General features: G+C 62.5%; 20 protein-coding genes. 12 read left to right on the top strand and 8 right to left on the bottom strand.

The window, feature by feature from the left end; translation table 11 throughout:
* The first annotated feature begins 26 nt into the window (after nt 1-26).
* Nucleotides 27-728, top strand: coding sequence for a 4'-phosphopantetheinyl transferase (locus FHW75_RS13245; protein ID WP_019098120.1), 702 nt, complete (start codon nt 27-29; stop codon nt 726-728).
* Between the two features lie 3 nt (nt 729-731).
* Here FHW75_RS13245 and FHW75_RS13240 read toward each other — a convergent pair whose 3' ends face one another.
* Both FHW75_RS13240 and FHW75_RS13235 read right to left on the bottom strand, forming a co-directional pair.
* A complete protein-coding gene (locus FHW75_RS13240; RefSeq protein WP_027615350.1) occupies nt 732-2,339 on the bottom strand; it encodes an ATP-binding protein in 1,608 nt (535 codons plus the stop codon).
* Nucleotides 2,336-3,034 carry a response regulator transcription factor gene (locus tag FHW75_RS13235; RefSeq protein ID WP_019098121.1) on the bottom strand — a complete coding sequence of 233 codons (699 nt, stop codon included), beginning with the start codon at nt 3,032-3,034 and terminating at the stop codon, nt 2,336-2,338. Before FHW75_RS13235 ends, FHW75_RS13240 begins: the two co-directional genes overlap by 4 nt.
* 747 nt (nt 3,035-3,781) lie before the next feature.
* Here FHW75_RS13235 and FHW75_RS13230 point away from each other — a divergent pair.
* The 11 genes from FHW75_RS13230 to FHW75_RS13185 all read left to right on the top strand — a co-directional run bounded on the left by FHW75_RS13230 (nt 3,782) and on the right by FHW75_RS13185 (nt 17,150).
* Nucleotides 3,782-6,661 (top strand): ribonucleoside-diphosphate reductase subunit alpha, encoded by a 2,880-nt coding sequence (locus FHW75_RS13230; protein WP_016712029.1) that lies wholly within the window; start codon nt 3,782-3,784, stop codon nt 6,659-6,661.
* Nucleotides 6,662-6,800: 139 nt separating this feature from the next.
* Entirely contained in the window at nt 6,801-6,932 is a 132-nt protein-coding gene (locus FHW75_RS26805) for a hypothetical protein (protein WP_016712030.1), read from the top strand.
* A 446-nt stretch (nt 6,933-7,378) separates the two neighbouring features.
* Nucleotides 7,379-8,629, top strand: coding sequence for a ribonucleotide-diphosphate reductase subunit beta (locus FHW75_RS13225; RefSeq protein ID WP_019098122.1), 1,251 nt, complete (start codon nt 7,379-7,381; stop codon nt 8,627-8,629).
* Nucleotides 8,630-9,249: 620 nt separating this feature from the next.
* Complete coding sequence (locus tag FHW75_RS13220) at nt 9,250-10,488, top strand: OprD family porin (RefSeq protein WP_019098123.1); 1,239 nt, start codon at nt 9,250-9,252, stop codon at nt 10,486-10,488.
* A gap of 162 nt (nt 10,489-10,650) precedes the next feature.
* Nucleotides 10,651-11,457 (top strand): NAD(P)-dependent oxidoreductase, encoded by an 807-nt coding sequence (locus FHW75_RS13215; RefSeq protein ID WP_019098124.1) that lies wholly within the window; start codon nt 10,651-10,653, stop codon nt 11,455-11,457.
* Nucleotides 11,458-11,483: 26 nt separating this feature from the next.
* Nucleotides 11,484-12,365, top strand: a complete 882-nt coding sequence (locus FHW75_RS13210; RefSeq protein ID WP_183673872.1) for a glucurono-1,5-lactonase — start codon at nt 11,484-11,486, stop codon at nt 12,363-12,365.
* A 65-nt stretch (nt 12,366-12,430) separates the two neighbouring features.
* Nucleotides 12,431-13,402: a TRAP transporter substrate-binding protein gene (locus FHW75_RS13205; RefSeq protein WP_019098126.1), complete on the top strand. Its 972-nt coding sequence runs from the start codon at nt 12,431-12,433 to the stop codon at nt 13,400-13,402.
* Nucleotides 13,403-13,468: 66 nt separating this feature from the next.
* Nucleotides 13,469-13,996: a TRAP transporter small permease gene (locus FHW75_RS13200; RefSeq protein ID WP_019098127.1), complete on the top strand. Its 528-nt coding sequence runs from the start codon at nt 13,469-13,471 to the stop codon at nt 13,994-13,996.
* Nucleotides 13,997-15,277, top strand: a complete 1,281-nt coding sequence (locus tag FHW75_RS13195; protein ID WP_016712039.1) for a TRAP transporter large permease — start codon at nt 13,997-13,999, stop codon at nt 15,275-15,277.
* Between the two features lie 55 nt (nt 15,278-15,332).
* Complete coding sequence (locus FHW75_RS13190) at nt 15,333-16,256, top strand: EamA family transporter (protein WP_019098128.1); 924 nt, start codon at nt 15,333-15,335, stop codon at nt 16,254-16,256.
* A 24-nt stretch (nt 16,257-16,280) separates the two neighbouring features.
* On the top strand, nt 16,281-17,150 hold the full coding sequence (locus tag FHW75_RS13185; RefSeq protein ID WP_089230216.1) for an aldose 1-epimerase: 870 nt from the start codon (nt 16,281-16,283) through the stop codon (nt 17,148-17,150).
* Between the two features lie 49 nt (nt 17,151-17,199).
* On the opposite strand, the gene FHW75_RS13180 is transcribed toward FHW75_RS13185, so the two are convergent.
* The 6 genes from FHW75_RS13180 to FHW75_RS13155 form a co-directional block, all read right to left on the bottom strand.
* The gene (locus FHW75_RS13180) at nt 17,200-18,495 is read right to left on the bottom strand and encodes an MFS transporter (protein WP_025754936.1); all 1,296 of its coding nucleotides are present in this window, start codon (nt 18,493-18,495) and stop codon (nt 17,200-17,202) included.
* 157 nt (nt 18,496-18,652) lie between these two features.
* Nucleotides 18,653-19,549 (bottom strand): LysR family transcriptional regulator, encoded by an 897-nt coding sequence (locus FHW75_RS13175; protein WP_019098131.1) that lies wholly within the window; start codon nt 19,547-19,549, stop codon nt 18,653-18,655.
* Between the two features lie 84 nt (nt 19,550-19,633).
* Nucleotides 19,634-21,670, bottom strand: coding sequence for a pyridoxamine 5'-phosphate oxidase family protein (locus FHW75_RS13170; RefSeq protein ID WP_027615354.1), 2,037 nt, complete (start codon nt 21,668-21,670; stop codon nt 19,634-19,636).
* Nucleotides 21,671-21,697: 27 nt separating this feature from the next.
* Nucleotides 21,698-22,327 carry a glutathione S-transferase family protein gene (locus FHW75_RS13165; protein ID WP_019098133.1) on the bottom strand — a complete coding sequence of 210 codons (630 nt, stop codon included), beginning with the start codon at nt 22,325-22,327 and terminating at the stop codon, nt 21,698-21,700.
* A 303-nt stretch (nt 22,328-22,630) separates the two neighbouring features.
* A complete protein-coding gene (locus FHW75_RS13160) occupies nt 22,631-23,182 on the bottom strand; it encodes a UPF0149 family protein (RefSeq protein WP_016712047.1) in 552 nt (183 codons plus the stop codon).
* A gap of 152 nt (nt 23,183-23,334) precedes the next feature.
* The coding region (locus FHW75_RS13155) for an acetolactate synthase large subunit (protein ID WP_183673871.1) at nt 23,335-24,501 on the bottom strand (1,167 nt) is incomplete at its 5' end.

The following is a 24,501-nucleotide window of genomic DNA, read 5'->3' as shown; positions in this document are numbered from 1 at the left end:
TTGCCGGGGCAGGCACAATATGCCCCATGAACACACTCCCCGCCTGTTGCGCCCCGCTCCAGCACCACTGGCCCTTGCCCCGCCCACTCCCCGGCGCATTGCTGGTCAGTTGCGCCTTTGACCCCGCCCTCCTGGCCGCCGATGACTTCCAGCGTGCCGGCATCGTGCCCAGTGCCAGCCTGCAACGCTCGGTGGCCAAGCGCCAGGCCGAGTACCTTGCCGGCCGCGTATGCGCCCGTGCTGCACTGCAACGCCTGGATGGCCGCAATTACGTGCCTGGCACCCACGAGGACCGCTCACCGATCTGGCCGGCAGGTATCCTCGGTTCGATCACCCATGGCAAAGGCTGGGCCGCCGCCGTGGTCGCGGCCCAGGGCAGTTGCCAAGGCCTGGGGCTGGATCAGGAATCCCTGCTGGATGACGAGCGCGCCGAACGGCTGATGGGCGAAATCCTTACCCCGTCCGAACTCGAACGCCTGGACCGTCGCCAGCTCGGCCTGACGGTCACCCTGACCTTCTCGCTGAAAGAAAGCCTGTTCAAGACCCTCTACCCGCTCACTCGCCAGCGCTTCTATTTCGAGCACGCCGAAGTGCTGGAATGGTCCGCCGATGGCCTGGCGCGCCTGCGCCTGCTCACCGACCTGTCGCCACAATGGCAGCACGGCGCAGAGCTGCAGGGCCAGTTCAGCCTGCAGGACGGCCACCTGCTCAGCCTGGTCAGCGCCTGACCTTTACAGAGGGGCCTGCTGGCGCGGCCAGTTCAGGCTGAAGCAGGCGCCGCCCAGCGCCTCGCTGCGCCCCACCGTGGCCCGGCCTGCGTGCCAGTAGATGATCCGCCGCACGATCGACAGGCCCAGGCCATGACCACCCGAGGCCCGTGTACGGCTGTCGTCGAGGCGGGTGAACGGGGTGAAAATACGGTCCCAGAAGCCCTCTGGGATACCTGGGCCGTCATCTTCCACATCAATCCGGCAGCGTTGCTGCCCCAGCTGGTAGCTCAGGCGCACTTCGCGCTCGGCATGGCGCATGGCATTGCCGACCAGGTTCTGCAAAGCCCGGTGCAGGTAACGCGGCTCGGCCTCGACCCAGGCGCCGTCGGCATCCGCGCCCTGGCAGTCGCCACGCACCACCCGCACCTCGGCACGCAGTGGTGCCAGCTCTTCGATCACGCGGTCGAGCAAGGCGTCCAGGTCTACCCGCTGGAACTTCAAGGCCGGCGCGCCCTGCTCCAGGCGGGCATAGGTCAGCATCTCGTCAACCAGCTTGTCGAGGTCCTGGATATCCCCGTCCATGCCCGCCAGGTGCTTGGCCCGCGCCTGTTCGGTGGTGGCGCTTTCAATCATCTCCAGGCCAAAACGCAGGCGCGCAACCGGCGTGCGCAGCTCGTGGGACACCGCCCGCACCAGCTCACGCTGCATGGTCAGCGAGCGCTGCAAGTGCTCGGCCATGCCGTTGAAGGCAGCGGCCAGGCGCCCGACCGAGTCGGCGTCACCGGCGGGAACGCGGGTGTCCAGGCTGCCTTGGGCAATGCGTGTGGCGGCAACCTCCAGGCCCGACACACGGCGCTCCAGCTGGCGCACCAGCAGGTAGACCACCAGGCCGATCAGGCACAGGCCAAGGAAGGCGATCAATATCAGCAACTGCGGCGGATACGGGTTGAGCTGGTACAACGGGCCGATCTCCAGTACCCAGGGCGAGCCTGATAGCCCCGCAAATACCCGGATAGAGTCCCCATCCCTGCCCAGCGCCATCACGGTGTCGCCCTCCTCGACCCGGCGCCGCTGGTCATCGTCCAGGCTTACCCGCTCGATGCGCTGCAGGGCGACACCAAAGCCGAAGCCTTTTTCCTGCTTGATCTGAGCCAGCCGCTGCTGCTGTTCGGTGATCGGGTAACGCACCAGCTCATCGGCCAGCAGGTACAGGGTGGCCCGCGCCAGCTGTTCGCTGATCTGTTTGATCTGCGCGACCAGCATCAGGTCCTCTTGGCCGACCTTGCGTAGCACTTGTGCCGCATGCGGGCCAGTCTTTTCTACCACCACCAGGCCACGGTACAGCCGCGCCCGCTGGCCACCGTCGAGGGTGCGCGCAGTCATGGGCTGCAACGCCAGCGGCACGCCCAGCAGGCGCTCCCAGATCAGCAGGGAGCGTTTGCGTTCGGTGTCATTCTGCTGTGCGAGGTTGTCGGCCATCAGGCTGAATGTGCCCTGGGCCAGGCCTTCGCGGTGCTGGGCGGCGCGCACTTCGTTGACCAGGTGCAGGCTGAGTATGCCAAGCAGGGCCACCAGCACCAGCACAGCCAGCATGCCGCCGTAGATTCGCAGGAAGATCGAGTTGTTCATGGCGCCTCGCCGACAAACAGGTAACCCTTGCTGCGCAGGGTCTTGATCAAGCGAGGCTGGAGTGGATCATCGCCGATCTTGGGGCGAATTTTTGAAATGCGGATGTCGATGGAACGGTCCTGGCCATCGTAGCCTACGCCGCGCAGCGCGGTGAAGATCTGCTCACGGGTCAGCACCCGGCCGGCGTTGCTGGCCAGCAGCCAGAGCAAATCGAACTCGGCGCCGGTCAGGTCGACCAGCTGTTCACCCAGGCGCGCCTCGCGCAGGCGGTTGTCGATACGCAGCGCGCCGAAGGCCAGCGCCTGGCGCTTGTTGTCCACGGTTTCGCTGCGACGCAGCAGGGCCTGGATTCGCGCCAGCAGCAGGCGTGGACGCACCGGTTTGCAGACGTAGTCGTCGGCCCCCAGGTCGAGGCCCTGGACCTGGTCGAGTTCGTCGCTGCGGGCAGTGAGCATCAGGATCGGGCCCGGGTACTGGCTGCGTACACGGCGGCAGATGCTCAGGCCGTCCTCGCCGGGCAGCATCAGGTCGAGGATGACCAGGTCGGGCTGGCCGTCGACGATGCGCCGTGCTGCCCGGGCGCCATCGCCCTCGACGCTGACCTCGAAGCCGTTGGCCTGCAAGTACTCGGCGGTGAGCTCGGCCAGGCGTTGGTCGTCTTCGACAATGAGGATGCGGGGGGTGGGATGGTCCATGGCTTAGGCCTTCGCTTGTTGTTTTTCTTCTACCTGTGCCCGCGAAGAGGCCGGCACAGGCAACATACCCCTTTAACCAAAAGGCAACATCTGCCTCGGATACTACGTCCCGCCCCCGGCACTGCCAAGCCACTCACAGCCCCCTCGACTGAACCGTTTTTTGTGATACGGTTCGCGCCCGAAAAAAACTGCCCCGGGGCAGCAAGGCGCAGAAAAATACTGCAAACCACTTGGCACAAGGCCTACAGCGAATACCCACCATTCACACACAAAGTACGCACAAGTTATCCACAGGCGCTCGCCTTGCAAAGGCCCCAATACCGCATTATCTTGTATCCCGATCGCAGCGAACCACTAGATGTTGGGGTTCGTGCAAAATCACACACAAAAGTCAACCCGCAAAATCGAGCGATTTCCGGGCTGAACTTCAAGTGATTCCAGCAGCCAAACCGCTCCTGCGGAGGCGACCGAGGCAAGCCCTTACAGGGCCTTGTTCGGGTATGGGTGTTGCAGGCCAGGCCTGACACCCATCAGCAACAGATTTTGGGCTCAGGCCCAGAACCTTTGACTTCGGCCAGGGAGCGGCGAGCTATTGCCCTTATTCCTGAGTCTGTCCCGAAGTCGGTACGCCCGCGCGGGCGGATGCGCATGCATTGCGCATCCCCGCCGGGGCATCGAGCAAGTGGACGGAACGGTGGGCGCCCAAAAGGCGCCTGAACACTATAGAAACTGTGGAGACACCCACCCATGCAAACCGACACAACTCGCGAGAACCCGCAAGCCAAGGTGCCGCAAGCTGCCGATTCCAACCAGGATCTGGCCGCCACCGCCCCTGGCCAACTGCGCGTGATCAAGCGCAACGGCACTGTCGTCCCTTACACCGACGACAAGATCACCGTGGCCATCACCAAGGCGTTCCTCGCAGTTGAAGGCGGCACCGCTGCCGCTTCGTCGCGCATCCACGACACCGTCGCGCGCCTGACCGAGCAGGTTACCGCCACGTTCAAACGTCGCATGCCATCGGGTGGCACCATCCACATCGAAGAAATCCAGGACCAGGTCGAACTGGCCCTGATGCGCGCCGGCGAGCAGAAAGTCGCCCGTGACTACGTGATCTACCGCGACCAGCGTGCCAAAGAGCGTGCCACCCGCGCCAACACCGATGCCGTGGTCGAGCCGCACCCGTCCATCCGCATCACCCTGGCCGACGGCAGCCTGGCGCCGCTCGACATGGCCCGCCTGAACACCATCATCAGCGAAGCCTGCGAAGGCCTGGCCGAAGTCGATGGCGACCTGATCCAGCGCGAAACCCTGAAGAACCTGTACGACGGCGTGGCCATCAAGGACGTCAACACCGCCCTGGTGATGACCGCCCGTACCCTGGTTGAGCGCGAGCCGAACTACTCGTTCGTCACCGCCCGCCTGCTGATGGACACCCTGCGCGCCGAAGGCCTGGGCTTCCTGAATGTAGCCGACAGCGCCACCCACCACGAAATGGCCGACCTATACGCCAAGGCTCTGCCGGCCTATGTCGCCAAAGGTATCGAGTTCGAGCTGCTGAACCCTGCCCTGGCTGACTTCGACCTGGAAAAACTGGGCAAGGCGATCAACCACGAGCGCGACCAGCAGTTCACCTACCTGGGCCTGCAGACCCTGTACGACCGCTACTTCATCCACAAGGATGGCGTACGCTTCGAGCTGCCGCAGGTGTTCTTCATGCGTGTGGCCATGGGCCTGGCGCTGGAAGAGAAAGACAAGGAAGCCCGCGCGATCGAGTTCTACAACCTGTTGTCGTCCTTCGACTACATGGCCTCGACCCCGACCCTGTTCAACGCCGGCACCCTGCGCCCGCAGCTGTCCAGCTGCTACCTGACCACCGTGCCGGACGACCTGTCGGGCATCTACCACGCGATCCACGACAACGCCATGCTGTCGAAATTCGCCGGTGGCCTGGGCAACGACTGGACCCCTGTTCGCGCACTGGGCTCCTACATCAAGGGCACCAACGGCAAGTCCCAGGGCGTTGTACCGTTCCTGAAAGTGGTCAACGACACCGCCGTTGCCGTGAACCAGGGTGGCAAGCGCAAGGGCGCCGTATGTGCCTACCTGGAAACCTGGCACCTGGACATCGAAGAATTCATCGAGCTGCGTAAAAACACCGGTGATGACCGCCGTCGTACCCACGACATGAACACCGCCAACTGGATCCCGGACCTGTTCATGAAGCGCGTCTTCGATGACGGCAAGTGGACCCTGTTCTCGCCTTCGGAAGTGCCAGACCTGCACGACCTGACCGGCAAGGCCTTCGAAGAGCGCTACGAGTACTACGAGGCCCTGACCGAGTACAACAAGATCAAGGTGTTCAAGACCATCCAGGCCAAAGACCTGTGGCGCAAGATGCTGTCGATGCTGTTCGAGACCGGCCACCCGTGGCTGACCTTCAAGGACCCGTGCAACCTGCGTTCGCCGCAGCAGCACGTGGGCGTGGTCCACAGCTCGAACCTGTGCACCGAGATCACCCTGAACACCAACAAGGACGAGATCGCAGTCTGCAACCTGGGCTCGATCAACCTGCCGAACCACATCGTCGACGGCAAACTGGACACCGCCAAGCTGCAACGCACCGTTAACACCGCCGTGCGCATGCTCGACAACGTGATCGACATCAACTACTACTCGGTGCCGCAAGCGCGTAACTCGAACCTCAAGCACCGCCCTGTCGGCCTGGGCATCATGGGCTTCCAGGACGCTCTGTACCTGCAGCACATCGCCTACGGTTCCGATGCTGCGGTCGAGTTCGCCGACAAGTCGATGGAAGCGGTCAGCTACTTCGCCATCCAGGCTTCTTGCGACCTGGCCGATGAGCGCGGTGCGTACGAGACGTTCCAGGGCTCGCTGTGGTCCAAGGGCATCCTGCCGCTGGATTCGCAACAGATCCTGATCGAGGCCCGTGGCCAGAAGTACATCGACGTCGATTTGAACGAGACCCTGGACTGGGCTCCGGTACGTGCCCGCGTACAAAAAGGTATTCGTAACTCGAACATCATGGCCATCGCGCCAACCGCGACCATCGCCAACATCACTGGCGTTTCGCAGTCGATCGAGCCGACCTACCAGAACCTGTACGTGAAATCGAACCTGTCGGGCGAGTTCACCGTGATCAACCCGTACCTGGTCCGCGACCTGAAAGCTCGTGGCCTGTGGGACTCGGTCATGATCAACGACCTGAAGTACTACGACGGTTCGGTGCAGCAGATCGAGCGTATTCCACAAGAGCTGAAAGACCTCTACGCCACTGCGTTCGAAGTGGAAACCAAGTGGATTGTCGATGCTGCCTCGCGTCGCCAGAAGTGGATCGACCAGGCTCAGTCGCTGAACCTGTACATCGCTGGCGCTTCGGGCAAGAAGCTGGACGTGACCTACCGCATGGCCTGGTACCGTGGCCTGAAAACCACCTACTACCTCCGTGCCCTGGCCGCGACCAGCACCGAGAAGTCGACCATCAACACCGGCAAGCTCAACGCCGTTTCCAGCGGTGGCGACAGCGCCCCGGTCCAGGCAGCCGGCCCTGCGCCAGTGCCGAAGGCCTGCGCGATCGACGAGCCTGACTGCGAAGCCTGCCAGTAAGGCCTGGATGCCGCGCGGGGTGCCCAAGGGTGCCCCGCGCGGCATTTTTGTATCTGCGTCACTGAGAAGCCCTGCCCTTTTCCCGCTGCGTATACGGTTCGGTAAAAGGACTGGACCTCTCTAAAAAGGACGCAAGCCCATGGCGCGGAAAAAAGTGGTAACTCGCAAGATTGGCCGTAACGCAGAAACCGGCCGCTTCACTTCGGTCGAAGCAGCACGCAAGCAGCCCAAGACGCACATTGTCGAAACGCTGCATACCCACCGCAGCTAATGTTGCCGGGCCTCATCGCCGGCAAGCCCGCGCTGAGGCCCGTTCGGCTAACACGCCCTTTGACAAAAACACCATATGATGTGCCTACAAATTTAAACTGGCACAACATATAGGTTGGCGCTACACTCTCCCCCCGTAGACGAACACAGCCATTTCGTGAACGGACGCACGCAAAACCGGTCGAAAAAGTTACCCTCGCCGGCAACACACGCGCCCCGATCGAGGGTGAATTCCGGTATACTTTGCGCCCTCTGAAAAGAGCACCATTCAATTGTCCTGGCCCCTCCCCGAGGCCTGGCCAGGTACAAGCCAGAACACATTTAGATGTTAACGAGAGTCAGCCTCTCCAAGCTGTCCATTCGCCGCTACCGGCCGTGCGTCAGGCATCACATTCTTAAAATCCAACCGGTTGCCCCAGGGCGACCCTCAAGCAGGAGCCAATCACCATGCTGAGCTGGGACGAATTCGACAAGGAAGACGGCGAAGTAGCCGCCAAAGGCAACACCCCTGCGCAGGCCACTGCCGCTGCCACCCTCGACAAGCTCGACAGCGCCGGTGGTGCCGCCGCCCTGGAAGCCCGTGCAGCCACCGCGTCTGACTCCGAAGCGGTCAAACGTGCCAAGGCCGCCCTCGACGCCCTCGACATTGCCGAAGGCCTGGCTGAGCTGGAAGGTTCCTCTGCCCGCGTTGCGGTAGACGAAAAGCGCATGATCAACTGCCGCGCCGACCTCAACCAGCTGGTGCCCTTCAAGTACGACTGGGCCTGGCAGAAGTACCTGGACGGCTGCGCCAACCACTGGATGCCGCAAGAGGTCAACATGACCGCCGACATCGCCTTGTGGAAGAGCCAGGACGGCCTGACCGAAGACGAGCGCCGCATCGTCATGCGCAACCTCGGCTTCTTCTCCACCGCCGACTCGCTGGTTGCCAACAACCTGGCCCTGGCCGTGTACCGCCTGATCACCAACCCGGAGTGCCGCCAGTACATCCTGCGCCAGGCCTTCGAAGAGGCGATCCACACCCACGCCTACCAGTACTGCATCGAGTCGCTGGGCATGGATGAAGGCGAGATCTTCAACATGTACCACGAGATCCCGTCGGTCGCGAAAAAAGCCGCCTGGGGCCTGAAGTACACCCGCGCCATCTCCGACCCGGAATTCAACACCGGCACCGTCGAAACCGACAAAGAGCTGCTGCGCAACCTGATCGCCTACTACTGCGTGCTGGAAGGCATCTTCTTCTACTGCGGCTTCACCCAGATCCTGTCCATGGGCCGCCGCAACAAGATGACCGGCGTGGCCGAGCAGTTCCAGTACATCCTGCGTGACGAGTCGATGCACCTGAACTTCGGTATCGACGTGATCAACCAGATCAAGATCGAAAACCCGCACCTGTGGGACGCGGCGATGAAGGAAGAAGCGACCCAGATGATCCTGCAAGGGACCCAGCTGGAGATCGAATACGCCCGTGACACCATGCCTCGCGGCGTACTGGGCATGAACGCGGCGATGATGGAGGACTACCTCAAGTTCATTGCTAACCGTCGTTTGACCCAGATTGGTTTGAAAGAAGAGTATCCGGGGACTACCAACCCGTTCCCATGGATGAGCGAGATCATGGACTTGAAGAAGGAGAAGAACTTCTTTGAGACGCGGGTGATTGAGTATCAGACTGGTGGGGCGTTGAGCTGGGACTGATTGTCCGGGCTGAAGCATCGAGGAGGCTGCCGATTGGCAGCCTTTTTTATTGGCGGATGCATTAGCTTTTTGTGGGTAGTTTTGCCTGTACTGACCTCATCGCGGGTGGCGGCGCCTACATGGAATCGCAAAGCACGGGAGAATCGCCTCGGCCCACCGTTCAGGAGCGCCCCGTTAGGGGCAACGGAGCGGTCGATCTCGTCCAGTCAGTCGCTGCGCAAATGAAGAGGCTCCGCCCACGCCGACAAGAGGGGTACGACACAACGAAGGTGCCGGGACTGGACATGCCAGTCTACGTGGTGGAGGGCGAGGCCAGCTCAGCCATCAGGCGTTGACAGCCCACCTCGCCCTTGCTAATAATCGCGCACAGTTGTACGACAACACATAACAAAAACAACAACCAGTGGACGAACTCATGTCGACACCCATCCCGCGACACCCACGTCTGTTGCACACCCCTCTTCCCCCGGCCTGCCTGCGTACAACCGCCAGTACCTAGCACCCGATTACCGCGCATTAACCCCTGGCCCTGACCGGCCCGTTACTTACCCGCCCCTGCCGCAGGCCGTTTGTGCGTGCCCGGTGGATGGGCTGCCACACCCTTCGGGAGCACAACAATAATGAAAATCTGCCAAACCCTGCCCTTCGCCCTGCTTGGCGCCGGGGTCATCGCCGGCCTGCCGGGCACCAGCCTGGCTGCGGGTTTTGTCGAAGACAGCAAGGCCACCCTCGGGCTGCGCAACTTCTACATCAACCGTAACTTCACCAACCCCAGCAACCCGCAAAGCAAGGCCGAGGAATGGACACAAAGCTTCATTCTCGATGCCCGGTCGGGGTTCACCGAAGGGCCAGTCGGGTTCGGGGTGGATGTGCTGGGGCTATGGTCGGTCAAGCTCGACGGCGGCGGCGGCACCTATGGCACGGCGTTGCTACCGCGCCACGACGATGGCAAGCCGGCGGATGATTACGGACGTTTGGCAGTCGCCGGCAAGGCGCGTATCTCCAAGACCGAACTGAAGATTGGCGAGTGGATGCCGGTGCTGCCGATTCTGCGTTCGGACGACGGGCGCTCGCTGCCACAGACATTCCGTGGCGGGCAAATCACCTCCAACGAGATTGCCGGGCTGACCCTGTATGGCGGCCAGTTCCGCGGCAACAGCCCGCGCAACGACGCCAGTATGGAAGACATGAGCTACGGCGGTGGCGTGTCGGACCGCTTCAACTTCGTCGGTGGCGAATACAAGTTCAACCAGGACCGTACGCTGGTGGGGCTGTGGAATGCGGTGCTGAAGGATGTGTACCAGCAGCAGTACCTGCAACTGAGCCACAGCCAGCCGGTGGGCGACTGGACCCTGGGCGCCAACCTGGGCTACTTCCATGGCGATGAGGATGGCTCCGAACGTGCCGGACAGCTGGACAACAAGACCTATTCGGGGATGTTCTCGGCCAAGTACGGCGGCAACACCTTCTGGGTGGGTCTGCAGAAAGTCGATGGTGATACCTGGATGCGGGTCAATGGCACCAGCGGCGGGACCTTGGCCAACGACAGCTACAACTCCAGTTTTGACAATGCCAACGAGCGCTCGTGGCAGGTGAGGCATGACTTCAACTTCGTCACGGTCGGGGTGCCAGGGTTGACCTTGATGAACCGGTATATCAGCGGGCGTGATGTGCATACCGGGTCGGTTACCGATGGCAAGGAGTGGGTGCGCGAGACGGAGCTGGCGTATGTGATTCAGAGCGGGGCGTTCAAGGATTTGAGTGTGAAGTGGCGTAACTCGTCGATTCGGCGGGATTACAGCAATAACGAGTTTGATGAGAACCGGTTGATCTTCAACTATCCGCTATCGCTGCTCTGATCAAGACCTGCGACTGGATGGCACGGGCTTCGTCCGTGTTCCGGGTTTACCGCGAAGAGGCCGGCAAAAGAGACGCAGGCCTCATTGACAACACCCGAACCCACCGCCAATAATCACCGAAGTCATACGACAACCTACAACAATCAACAACAAGAGCCGGCCATGACCCCTACTCCCCTCAATCGCCTGCTGCTCACCGGAGCCGCAGGCGGCCTGGGCAAGGTCCTTCGCGAACGCCTGCAAGGCTACGCCGAGGTCCTGCGCCTTTCCGACATCAGCCCCATGGCACCTGCTGCAGGCCCGCATGAAGAAGTGATCACCTGCGACCTGGCCGACAAGGCGGCGGTACATGCCCTGGTCGAAGGCGTTGACGCCATCATCCATTTCGGCGGCGTGTCCACCGAGCATTCCTTCGAAGACATCCTCGGCCCCAACATCTGCGGCGTATTCCATGTCTATGAGGCGGCACGCAAGCATGGGGTGAAGCGCATCATCTTCGCCAGCTCCAACCACACCATCGGTTTCTATCGCCAGGATGAGCGCATCGACGCCCACGCCCCGCGCCGCCCCGACAGCTACTACGGGCTGTCCAAGTGCTACGGCGAAGATGTGGCCAGTTTCTACTTCGACCGCTACGGCATCGAGACCGTCAGCATCCGTATTGGCTCGTCGTTCCCGCAACCCCAAAACCCACGCATGCTCTGCACCTGGCTGAGCTATGACGACCTGCTGCAACTGATCGAGCGTGGGCTGTCCACGCCCGACGTTGGCCACACCATCGTCTACGGCGTCTCCGACAACCGCACCGTGTGGTGGGACAACCGCCATGCCGAGCACCTGGGCTATGTGCCCAAGGACAGCTCCGAAGCCTTCCGCGCCGCCGTCGAAGCCCAGCCGGCGCCCGCCGCCGATGACCCGAGCATGGTCTACCAGGGCGGCGCCTTCGCCGTGGCCGGCCCGTTCAACTGACCCCACGCACGCCAGGAGGCACGGCCATGAACTGCGAACTGATCGTCGACGCCCGCAACGGCACTGGCGAAAGCCCCGTGTGGCACGCCGCTGAACAGGCCCTGTACTGGGTCGACATTCCCGCCCGCCAACTGCACCGCTGGCACGCGGCCGATGGCAAGCACCAGGTCTGGCAGGGCGACGAGATGCTGGCCTGCATCGCCCGCAGCAGCCAAGGCTGGGTTGCCGGCATGGAAAGCGGTATCTTCCAGCTTCAGGCCAAGGCCGACGGCAGCCTGGACAGCCGGCTGCTCAGCAGCGTGGCACATGCCCAGGCAGGCATGCGTTTCAACGATGGCCGCTGTGATCGCCAGGGCCGCTTCTGGGCCGGCACCATGCTGCTGGACATGCAGCAAGGTGCCCACGTGGGCGCGCTGTACCGGCATGACGGCGAAGGCCATCTGCACCTGCAGCAGGACGGCATGATCGTCCCCAACGGCCTGGCTTTCAGCCCCGACGGCGCACGCATGTACCTCTCCGACTCGCACCCCAACGTGCAGAAAGTCTGGGCCTTCGACTACGACACCGACAGCGGCACGCCGCGCAACAAGCGGCTGTTCGTCGACATGCGCGGCTACCCCGGCCGCCCCGACGGCGCGGCTATCGACCAGGACGGCTGCTACTGGGTTTGCGGCAACGATGCTGGGCAGATCTACCGTTTCACCCCCGATGGCCGCCTGGACCGCTCACTCAACGTACCGGTGAAAAAGCCGGCGATGTGCGCCTTCGGCGGCGCCAACCTGGACATCCTGTACGTCACCTCGATCCGCCCTGCAGGCATCGACCTCAGTGACCAGCCGCTGGCTGGCGGGGTGTTTGCCCTAAACCCTGGCACCAAAGGCCTGGAGGAGCCTGCCTACCGGGGCTGAAGGCCCCTTGCCGTACCCACACTTGCACGCCCGAAACCAGATAATAAAAACCACGGAGTTTCATCATGACGTTCAAACGCAAGCTGCTTCTTGCCGTACTCCCCTTCGCCTTCAGCGTGGCCATGCCCGCCTCGGCACTGGACATCAAGTTCGCCGAGATCCACCCGGCCGGCTATCCCACCGTGGTGGCCGAGCAGAACATGGGCAAAAAACTTGAAGCAGCCAGCAATGGCGATATCACCTTCAAGATGTTCGCCGGCGGCGTGCTGGGCTCGGAAAAGGAAGTGATCGAACAGGCGCAGATCGGTGCCGTACAGATGACCCGCGTCAGCCTGGGGATCGTTGGCCCGGTGGTGCCGGATGTAAACGTGTTCAACATGCCGTTCGTGTTCCGCGACCATGAGCACATGCGCAAGATCATCGACGGAGACATCGGCCAGGAGATCCTCGACAAGATCACCAACTCCGACTTCAACCTGGTGGCCCTGGCCTGGATGGATGGCGGCTCGCGCAGCATCTACACCAAGAAGCCCGTACGCAGCCTTGAAGACCTCAAGGGCATGAAGATTCGCGTTCAGGGCAACCCGCTGTTCATCGACATGATGAACGCCATGGGTGGCAACGGCATCGCCATGGACACCGGGGAAATCTTCAGCGCCCTGCAAACCGGCGTGATCGATGGCGCAGAGAACAACCCGCCGACCCTGCTCGAACACAACCACTATCAGAACGCCAAGTACTACACCCTCACCGGCCACCTGATTCTGCCGGAGCCGGTAGTGATGTCCAAGACCACCTGGAACAAGCTCACCCCCGAGCAGCAGGCGCTGGTGAAGAAGGTCGCGCGTGAGGCGCAGATGGAAGAGCGCGCGCTGTGGGACGCCAAGTCCGCCGCCAGTGAAGAGAAGCTCAAGGCCGCCGGTGTCGAGTTCATCACCGTCGACAAGAAGCCGTTCTATGACGCCACCGCCTCGGTGCGTGAAAAATACGGCGCGCAGTACGCTGACCTGATGAAGCGCATCGACGCCGTCCAGTAACAGCGGCCCCTTTCTGAACGACCTCGGCAGCGCGGCGCCCGTCGCCCTGCCGCTTTGGTGATGCCCATGAAAAACCTTGTCCTGCGTGTGAACGACACGCTGTACCGCAGTTGCATCTGGGTCGCCGGCCTGTCGATCCTGGCGATGTCGCTGATCATCCCCTGGGGCATTTTTGCCCGCTACGTGCTCGGTACTGGCGCCAGCTGGCCGGAGCCGGTGGCCATCCTGCTGATGGTGGTATTCACCTTCGTCGGTGCCGCCGCCAGCTACCGCGCCGGGGCGCACATGGCGGTGGCGATGATTACCGATCGCCTGCCACCGCTGCAGCGCCAGCTGGTCGCGCTGCTGGTGCAGGTGTTGATGATTCTGGTGTGCGTATTCATGACCTACTACGGCACCAAGTTGTGCATCACCACCTGGAACCAGTTTCTGGCGTCGCTGCCGGGTGTACGGGTGGGTATGACTTATGCGCCGATCCCGGTGGGCGGCGTACTGACCTTGGTCTTCGTGCTGGAAAAACTTCTGCTTGGCGACCAGAGCCATCGAAAGGTGGTGCGTTTCGACCACGCAGAAGAAAGCGAAGGAGTGGCGTAAATGGATGCGTTCATTCTGTTGGGCAGTTTCGTTGCGCTCATCCTGCTGGGCATGCCGGTGGCCTATGCACTGGGCCTGTCGGCGTTGATCGGTGCCTGGTGGATCGACATCCCGCTGCAGGCGATGATGATCCAGGTGGCCAGTGGGGTTAACAAGTTCTCGCTACTGGCCATTCCGTTCTTCGTGCTGGCCGGTGCGATCATGGCCGAAGGCGGTATGTCACGCCGGCTGGTGGCCTTTGCCGGGGTGCTGGTGGGCTTCGTGCGTGGCGGGCTGTCGCTGGTCAACATCATGGCTTCGACCTTCTTCGGCGCGATTTCGGGCTCGTCGGTGGCCGACACGGCCTCGGTGGGCTCGGTGCTGATCCCGGAGATGGAGCGCAAGGGCTACCCGCGCGAGTTCTCCACCGCCGTGACCGTCAGCGGCTCGGTGCAGGCGCTACTGACCCCACCCAGCCACAACTCGGTCCTGTACTCGCTGGCCGCTGGCGGCTCGGTGTCGATCGCCTCGCTGTTCATGGCCGGGGTGATGCCGGGGCTGCTGCTTAGCGCGGTCATGATGGGCCTGTGCCTGCTGTTCGCGAAAAAGCGCAACTACCCCAAGGGCGAAGTGATCCCGCTGCGCCAGGCGCTGAAAATTGCCGGTGAGGCGCTGTGGGGCCTGATGGCCATGGTGATCATCCTGGGCGGCATCCTGTCGGGCGTGTTCACCGCGACCGAATCGGCAGCCGTGGCGGTGGTGTGGTCGTTCTTCGTGACCATGTTCATCTACCGCGACTACAAGTGGCGCGACCTGCCCAAGCTGATGCACCGCACGGTTCGCACCATCTCCATCGTGATGATCCTGATCGGCTTTGCCGCCAGCTTCGGCTACGTGATGACGCTGATGCAGATCCCGTCGAAGATCACCACGGCGTTCCTGACTCTGTCGGACAACCGCTACGTGATCCTGATGTGCATCAACTTCATGTTGCTGCTGCTGGGCACGGTGATGGACATGGCGCCGCTGATCCTGATCCTCACACCGATCCTGCTGCCGGTCATCACCGGTATCGGCGTGGACCCGGTGCACTTCGGCATGATCATGCTGGTGAACTTAGGGATAGGCTTGATCACCCCGCCGGTGGGGGCGGTGCTGTTCGTGGGTTCGGCCATCGGCAAGGTGAGCATCGAGTCGACGGTGAAGGCGCTGCTGCCATTCTACCTGGCGCTGTTCCTGGTGCTGATGGCGGTGACCTACATTCCAGCCATTTCCTTGTGGCTGCCTAGCGTGGTGCTTTAACTGAAACCGGGGCCGCCGTGCGGCCCCGGGTTCTCTCTGCGAATGGACCCTGCACATGGCTGTTCCCTCCTCTGCTGCCCCCTTGTTCCCACGCAAACTGGCCATCGCGTTGCTGGCCCTGCTGGCCTGTTCATTCGCCGGCAACCACATCGCCGCTCGCATCGCCTTCGATGACGGCACTGGCGTGCTGCTGGCGATTCTCTGTCGCTCAGGCATCACCTTGCTGGTACTCGCCTGCCTGTTGCTGTGGCAACGCCAGGCGATAGGCCTGCCTGCGGGCACCCGGCACTGGCAGTTGCTGCTAGGCCTGCTGATCGCCACCCAGAGCCTGTGCCTGTACTCGGCAGTGGCGCGCATCCCGGTGGCCCTGGCGCTGCTGGTGGGTAACACCTTCCCGATGTTGCTGGCATTGCTTACCTGGGCGCTGGGTGGCGCGCGACCTAGCGGCCGCACGGTGCTGTTCATGGGCCTGATTCTGTGCGGTCTGGTACTGGCGCTGGATGTGCCGGCTCGCCTGGCCGACAGAGGCGCGGCCAACCCGCACTGGGCGCTGGGCGTCAGCCTGGCCTTTGGTGCCGCCTGTGCGTTTGCCTGCGCGTTGTGGATCACCGACCACAAACTGGCTGCCGTACGCGGGCCAGTGCGCAGCCTGCTGACCTTGCTGATCGTGTTTTCCAGCATGCTGGTTGCAGGCGCAAGCGGTGTGATGCCGTCGGGCTTGTCACTGCCCGGCAGCAGCGGTGGCTGGGTCGCCTTGGGCAGCCTGGTGGTGCTGTACGGCCTGGCCTTCACCTTGCTGTTTGTGTGTGTGCCAAGGCTGAACATGGCGCAGAACGCACCGGTGATGAATGTCGAACCCATCGCGACACTGCTGCTGGGCTGGGCGTTGCTCGATCAGCACCTGAGTACCCCGCAACTGATCGGCGCCGCCGTGGTGGTGTGCGGCATCGTGCTGCTGACCTACCGTCGGGCTCATTGATTGTTCATTTGAAAGGAGCCTTGAATGGCTGTAACCGAGCTGCACCTGCAAGACAACCTGACCCGCCTGAGCCTGGCCCCCGAACTGGGCGCCAGCCTGGTCAACTGGGAAGTGAAGGCAACCGGGCAGCCCTTGCTACGCCATTCCGACGCGGCCGCGCTGGCCACCGGTACCCCACGACGACTGGCCTGTTACCCGCTGGCGCCGTGGTCCAATCGCATTTCCGAGGGTGGCTTTTCCAGGCCCGAAGGCTGGCAGGCACTGGCGCCCAATACCACGCACGACGCTTACCCGATTCATGGCAGTGCCTGGCAACAACCCTGGCAGGTGGAGCACCACAGCGAGCGGCGCGTACGCCTGACGCTGCACAGTAAAGTGCCGTTCGCCTACCAGGCTACGTTGGATGTGCATTTGCACGAGGGGTGCCTGAACCTGGACCTGCATGTCACGCATCTGGATGAGCAGGCTAACTGGTATGGGTTGGGTTTGCATCCCTACTTCCCGCGGTATCCCGATACCAAGCTGTATGCAGCCGCGCGCAAGGTTTGGTTGGCCGAGGAGGGGCGACTGCCTTCGTATGAGGCCGAGATACCAGAGCAGTGGAGTTTTGAACGCATGGGAGGCTTGCCTGACACGGTCGTGGACCACGCCTTCAATGGCTGGCCGGGGGACTGCGTGATTGAACAGCCCGGTGCCGGATATCGCTTGGCATGCAGTGCCAGTGGGGCTGAGCATTTCTTGCTGTTTTGTCCGCAGGGACAAGGTTTTTTCTGCTTTGAGCCGGTTACTCACCCGGTCAATGCGCATCACCTGCCGGGGCGTCCGGGGCTGAGGTTGTTGCAGCGTGGGGAGGCTATGAGCCTGGGGTTCAGGATGCAATATCAAACGCTGTAATCGTGTCGCCTGGAATTGGGGCTGCAAAGCAGCCCCAAAATCTCAAGCCCTACGCAACTGCCTCAACGGGTGTCGCCATCGGCTTTTCAGCCGAGGTACCCCGTACCTCGCGCGCCACCTTCCACACCAACATCGCCGCCACAATATCGAACGCGGCCAGCACCACGAACAACGGGCTGTAGCCAATCTGTGTGACCAGCACGCCGAACACCAAAGTAAACGCCGCCGCCCCCAGATACCCGCACATGCCGCCCATACCGGTCGCCGTGGCCACCTGGTCCTTGCTGAACGAGTCGGAAGTGATCGCGTACAGCGCACCCGACAGCGTCTGGTGGGCAAACCCGCCAATGCACAGCAACAGGATCGCCGTGTACGGGCTTTCCACCAGGCCAATGCAGGCCGGGCCGATCATGCAGCTGGCGCCGAACACCAGCACCATCTTGCGCGAGGTGAACAGCGACACCTTGAAGTAACGGTGGAACAGCGGGCTGAGATACCCACCCAGCACACAGCCGATGTCCGCCGCCAGGAACGGCAGCCAGGCGAACATCGCCACTTCCTTGATGTTCATGTGCCGCTCGGTCATCAGGTACAGCGGAATCCAGGCATTGAAGGTTTGCCAGGCAGGCTCCGACAGGATCCGCGCCGACGCGATGGCGTAGAAGTTGCGGGCCTTGAAGATACGCTTCCACGCGCCCTTCTCGCGGGTGTCCTGCTTGAAGTGCGCTTCCTGCCCGGCCAGGATGTAGTCGCGCTCCTCGTCACTCAGGCGTTTCTGGTCGCGCGGGTGCTTGTACAGCAGCATCCACAACAGGGTCCAGACAATGCCCGAAACGCCAACGATCACGAACGCCAGCTGCCAGCCACTGTGCAGGATCGCCCACACCACCAGCGGCGGCGCCAGCAAGGCGCCGAGCGACGAGCCGATGTTGAACCAGCCAATCGCCACCGATCGCTCCTTGGCCGGGAACCACTCGGTGGTGGCCTTGACCCCGGCCGGCAAGCCGGCGGCTTCGGTCATGCCCAGCAACCCACGCATGAACGCCATGCTTTGCCAGCCGGTGGCCAGGGCCGCGCCGGCACAGGCCAGCGACCAAGCCATGGCGAACACGGCAAAGCCCAGCTTGGTGCCGATGAAGTCGATGAACCAGCCGGCAATCGGCTGCATGAGGGCGTAGCACACCTGCCAGGCAGCGACGATCTTGGCGTATTGCTCGGTACTGATGGAGAGGTCGGTCATCAAGGTGGGGGCAGCCACCGAGAGGGTGTTGCGGGCGAGGTAGTTGACGACGAGCCCAGCCGTGACAAGGCTGACCATCCACCAACGGATGCCTTTCATCTTCATGGTTCACCTGAATTTCTTGTTTTTAGAGTGACGAACGTTTGGCGCAAGCGCCGGCAGGGCTATTTGCGACAAATTGTTTCAGGCGAAAGAGTGCCACGTCATAGGTCATCGTACAACAAATATTATTTCAAGCTATTTTTACCTGCGTTGTACGATCTCAATCGAGTTGCTGTGCTCGCAGTGTCTGCGCCAGCATGTCGATGAAGGCCCTGACCTTGGCCGAGCCATACTTGCTCTCCCGGTGCAGCACATGAATTGGCCAGGGCGCCTCTTCGTACTCGGCCAGAATCACCTGCAGTTGCCCGTTGGCCAGTTCATCGGCCACTTGGTACGACAACAACCGGGCAATACCCAGCCCGCCACTGGCAGCCGCGATGGCCCCATCGTTGCTGGTGACCGTCAGCCTCGGCTTCATGCGTACCATGGTCGGCTCTTCTGTCACCCCAAAGCGCCAGCCGGCACGGGGCGACAGGTTGGTGGTGCCGATTACCGCATGCCCGGCCAGCTCCGAGGGATGTTTCGGCACGCCATGTCGCGCCAGGTAATCGGGGGATGCGCACAGCATGCGCCGCACCCTGCCGACCCGCAACGCCTTCAACCCCGAGTCGGGCAACGGGCCGATGCGCACCGCAACGTCCATGCCCTCCTCGACCATGTTCACCACGCGGTCCAGGAAGTAGGCAGACACATCGACTTCAGGGTACTGCTGCAGGTAGCGGACGATGCACGGCATGACGAACTTCTTGCCGAACAGGATCGGCGCGGTAACCGCCAGGTCGCCCTTGGGGGTGGCGTTGATGCCCGCAGCGGCGGCGTTGGCCTCGTTGATGCTGGCGAGGATATGCCGGGTGTCTTCCAGGTAGCGGCCTCCCGCTTCGGTCAGGCGTACGCTGCGGGTAGTGCGCTGCAGCAGTTTTACCCCAAGCTGGTCTTCCAGGGCGCAGACGGCGCGGGTGACGGCGGCCGGGGAAATATCCAGGCGCCGGGCAGCAGCGGCGAAGCTTTCCAGCTCACCTACGGCGACGAACACCTTCATCAGGTGGATCTGGTCCATGCGGGCTCCTGAGGACATGAGGTGCCGGGATTATTATTCATCTGGGCATTTTGTGCTGCCCGCGAAGAGGGCGGGACTGGTTTGTCAGATGTCCAGCACCAACGCCTGTAACCTCTCCTCCACCTGCGCCGGCACCGCACAACAGATCAACACAGACCCCGCCTCCGGCAGCTCTGCCGGTGGATTCGGATAATGCACCTGGCCACTCACAAGCTTGGTCTTGCAGGTACCACACGAGCCACCCCGACAACTGAACTCCGGCGCCAGCCCGCGCGCCTCGGCCAGCTCCAGCAAGGTACCGCTACCGGGTGCCCAGCGCGCTTCCTTGGCTGACGCCGCAAAGTACACCGGTACTGGCTCGCTGGCGGCGGGCGGCTGTTGCAAGGTAGGCTGGTCGGCGTCCGTGTGCCGCCGCAACGTCGACGGCCCAAAGGCTTCTGCGTGAATCCGCGCATCCGGCACATGCACGCCCCGCAGCCCTTCATACAGGTCCTGGGTAAAGCTGCCTGGCCCACACAGGTAGAAATCGTAGTCATCCAGCGCCAGCGTGGCCTTGACCTGCTCGATGCCCAGACGCCCGGCAAACTCGTAATCTCGTCCAAGCAGCGCATGTTCTTCCGGCTGGCTCAGGGCGCGATGGACGTGCAGCAGGCCTCCCGCCTGTTGCCGCAAGCTCGCCAGCTCCTGCCCGAACGGCAGGTCGGTCAGGCTACGCGCGCCATGGAACAAGTGGATATGCCGCGTCTGAGCCTTGCTCAACTGCTCGCGCAGCATGGCCAGTAATGGCGTGATACCCACCCCCGCGCCAATCAGCACCAGCGGCCGCGTGCTCTGCACGTCCAGCGTGAAACTGCCCATGGGTGGACGCACGTTAAGCACATCGCCGGGCGCGATGCGCTCATGCAAATGCCGGGAAACCGGGCCCTGGGCTTTGACGCTAATGCGCAAATAGCCGTCGGAAGGTGCACTGGACAAGCTGTAGGTGCGGATCAGCGGCGTTTCACCGTCGCGCTGTACCTGCACCGGAACATGTTGCCCGGGTGCAAACACTACAGCGCCATCGCTGGGCGGCTGAAGGTAGAACGAACGGATATCGCGGCTCTCCTGCTCCACTCGCAGCACGCGCCAGGCTTGCCATTGGCGCTGTTGCTGACGTTGCTGCAAACGCGCATCGGCCTCGGCCCAAATGCCGGTCATCAGGCTGGTCGGTGCGTACTCCTTGAAGGCCCAGCGCAGGGAAACCGCAGCCGGCCGCCACACCACCTGCTCGACCTCCAGCGTCCACAGCCGCTCTGCACCTTCGAAAGCCTGGATGGCCGGGCTTTCCAGCAGCACCTCGGCACGGCCACACACCTGCAATACGTTGCCGTTGCTGAAGTCGATGAACAGCAAACCTGCCCTCGGGTTAACCAACAAGTTGCCCAAGGTGTTGAAGTGCAGGTTACCGGCGTAGTCGGGAATGGTCAGCGTGTTGCCTTCGACCTTGACGAACCCTGGCCGACCGCCACGGTGGGAAACATCCACCGAGCGCTGGCCGCCTTCATGCTCGACATAGCTGGCGACGAAGAATGTGTCAGCAGACTGGATCATGCTGACGGTCGTGGCATTCAGTGTTGTGGCATCGACGCGCCCTTGGGCCGGTTCGGTGACGCGGGTGTAGTCGCGCAGCTGGATGTACTGCGGGCAGTTGCCGAACGACTGGTCCACCGTCACCTGCAATTGCCCTGCAGCAGCCTGGCGGATCTGCCCGTTGAGGCGGTTGCGCCGGCGGGTGTGCAGTTCGATGCCCAGCAGGCCGATTGCCTGCCCGGCGACCAGCCCCGGGGTGGCTGGGTCATCTGCCGGTACCCTGGTGTCAATCGTCAATTGGCGTGGGTCGGGCGAGCTGACGAAACCTTCCGGCCCTTCCAGCAGCGTCGCCCAGGGCCGCCCCTGAGCGTCAACGCTGGCCGCCACCATGAACGGCAACTGGTGATAGAACGTGCGGTGCTGGTCGGGCATGTAGTCACGAATGACCTTTTGCCCGAACGCCTCCATGCGCTCTGCTACACCGACCTTTTCCTGCAGGGTTTTCTCGCCCGCATGCCAGGGCGAGGGGCGTTGGTCCGGCGTCTGTTGCATGGCGGCGTTCCTCCCGAGGACGGGGTGTCAGGCGCTGGTCTGCAGCCCGATCACGGTACGTGGCATGGGCACGAAGCCCGGCAGTGACTCGATCCGTGCCAGCCAGCTACGCACATTGGCATAGGGCTCCAGCGACACATTGCCTTCCGGTGCGTGAGCGATGTACGAGTAGTTGGCGATGTCGGCGATAGTGGCTGTGTTGCCAGCCAGGAAGGGCGACTTGGCCAGCTCGGCATCGATCACCTTGAGCAGGGTGTGGGCGCGAGTGATCACTTCGTCGGTGTTGAACGAAGCACCGAACACGGTCACCAGGCGGGCGGCGGCGGGGCCGAAGGCCAGCGGGCCTGCAGCGACCGACAGCCAGCGTTGAACGCGGGCGGCAGCGGCTGGCTCTTCGGGCAGCCAGGTGCCGTTGTCATATTTTTTGGCGAGGTAGACGAGGATGGCATTGGAGTCTGCGATCACCGTGCCGTTGTCATCGATGACCGGTACCTGGCCGAACGGGTTAAGGGCCAGGAAGTCCGGTTGCTTGTGCGCCCCTTTGGCCAGGTCGACGAACACCAGCTCGGTAGGCAGGTTGAGCAGAGACAGCATCAGTTCAATGCGATGGGCGTGGCCAGACTTCGGGAAGTTGTAAAGCTTGATCGGGTTCGACATGGGCTTGGCTCCTGGTCAGCACCGGAGTGGGCTGATGGAGCACATGCTGCACCTGATCGGCGCAGAGCAGAATCCGTGTGATGAGGAAACCATAATTTCGCTGCGCGAAATAATTCGCCAGATCGGTCATGCCAAGTACCAATTGCCGCGCCAGCGCGACGCCGCATCCCCGAGCGCTTGGCTGCCACACTGTCGGCGTTCGAGATCCGCCCCAAGCACCTCTGAGCCAACTGTGTGCTGGATCTGCTGGTCTCTTCGCGGTTTACCTGCGAAGAGGCCAGCAGCCTTATTGCATACTCCGAATCAGTGCAGCTTGTTGAAATACCGGTACAGCCCCCGCGCGGCCTCGACCACCTGGGGCACGCACGCCTGGATATCGGCTTCGCTCATCTGGTCCAACAACTCGAAGTTGTCCTCCAGCCCATGCAGCGAAATAGCCTTGAGCAGTTGATCCTGCTCCGGCGGCAACGCCTCCCAACCGGCAACCTGGGTACCGCGCATGTAACCGAAGCACCACTCTTCCATGACGATCACATTGCCTTGCTCACCTTCGTTTTCTTCGAATAGCGGCTCGAAGTGGTCGACGTCGTCACCCAGCTCTTCTGCCACCTGGTTGGCATAGCGCAGCATCAACGCGGTGTACGCTTCTTCATGCGCAGGCTTCTTGAACTTCGGTACCTTGCCACCGGCTACCGCAGGCAGCCATTGCTCGGGGTAGACGGTGACCGGCGAGCTGGCGAGCGCGGTGAAAAAACCATTGAGTTCGGCCAGGTTCAGCACCGAGTAGTCGTTGCCGTAAGTGATCAGCAGGTCTTCGAGGCGGGCGAGTTCTTTTTCGCTGAGAGCGGGGAGCATGGGCGTACATCCTGAGAAGCAAAAGTGTGTGCACCCTAGCACAGCAACGCTTGAAGGGTTGCCCGTGCGTGCCACAGCACGGGCAGATTTTTCAGGAGGGCAGCCAACCCGGCAACTCATGCTGCCGGTCGGTGCCAGCTTGAAGCTACGCCTTACACCGCCAACGCGCGCTCACGTAGCTCGCTGTTGAGGATGCGGTCGTTTTCGCTGTAATCGACCGGGCAGTCGATCACATGTACGCCTGGGGTCTTGATGCAGTGCTCCAGCAGCGGCAGCAGGCCTTCGGCGCTTTCCACGCGGTGGCCGTTGGCACCGTAGGCTTCGGCGTATTTGACGAAGTCCGGGTTGCCGTAGTCCAGGCCGAAATCGGTGAAGCCCATGTTGGCCTGCTTCCAGCGGATCATGCCGTAGCCGTCATCACGCAGGATCACCACGGTGATGTGCATGCCCAGACGGACTGCAGTTTCCAGCTCCTGGCTGTTCATCATGAAGCCGCCGTCGCCACATACCGAAATCACCGGGCGGTCCGGGTGCACCAGGTGCGCCGCCATGGCCGATGGCAAGCCGGCGCCCATGGTCGCCAGGGCGTTGTCCAGCAGCACGGTGTTTGGCTTGTGCGCCTTGTAGTTACGGGCAAACCAGATCTTGTAGATGCCGTTGTCCAGGGCAACGATGCCTTCGGACGGCAACACGCGACGGATGTCGGCAACCAGGCGCTGCGGGTAGACCGGGAAGCGGTCGTCGTCGGCGCCTTCGGCGATTTGCGCTTCGTTGGCTTCACGGATGGCCATCAGGCGAGTGAAGTCCCAGTGCGAGGTCTCGGTGAGGGCTTCGCTGATCTGCCACACGGCGTTGGCGATATCGCCGATCACTTCGACCTGCGGGAAGTACACAGCATCGACTTCGGCGGAGCGGAAGTTGATGTGGATGACTTCGGTGCCACCACGGACCATGAAGAATGGCGGCTTCTCGATCACGTCGTGGCCGATGTTGACGATCAGGTCGGCGGCTTCGACGGCGCGGTGCACGAAGTCACCGGACGACAGGGCGGCGTTGCCCAGGAAGCGCGGGTGGCGCTCGTCGACCACACCTTTACCCAGTTGAGTGGTGATGAACGGGATGCCAGTCTTGTCGATCAGTTGCTTGAGGACCTTGGCGGTCATCTTGCGGTTGGCGCCGGCACCGATCACCAGGATCGGGTTACGGGCGTTATGCAGTTTCTGCACGGCGGCTTCGATGGCCACATGCTCGGCCAGCGGGCGGCGGTGCAGGCTGCGCGGGATCGGCAGTGCATCGGTCTGCTCGGCGGCGATGTCTTC

The sequence above is a fragment of the Pseudomonas sp. OG7 genome, from assembly GCF_014192825.1.
Taxonomy (GTDB): Bacteria; Pseudomonadota; Gammaproteobacteria; order Pseudomonadales; family Pseudomonadaceae; genus Aquipseudomonas; species Aquipseudomonas monteilii.
The sequence above is the reverse complement of the archived record's forward strand: the minus strand, read 5'-3'. Positions and strand labels throughout refer to the sequence as shown.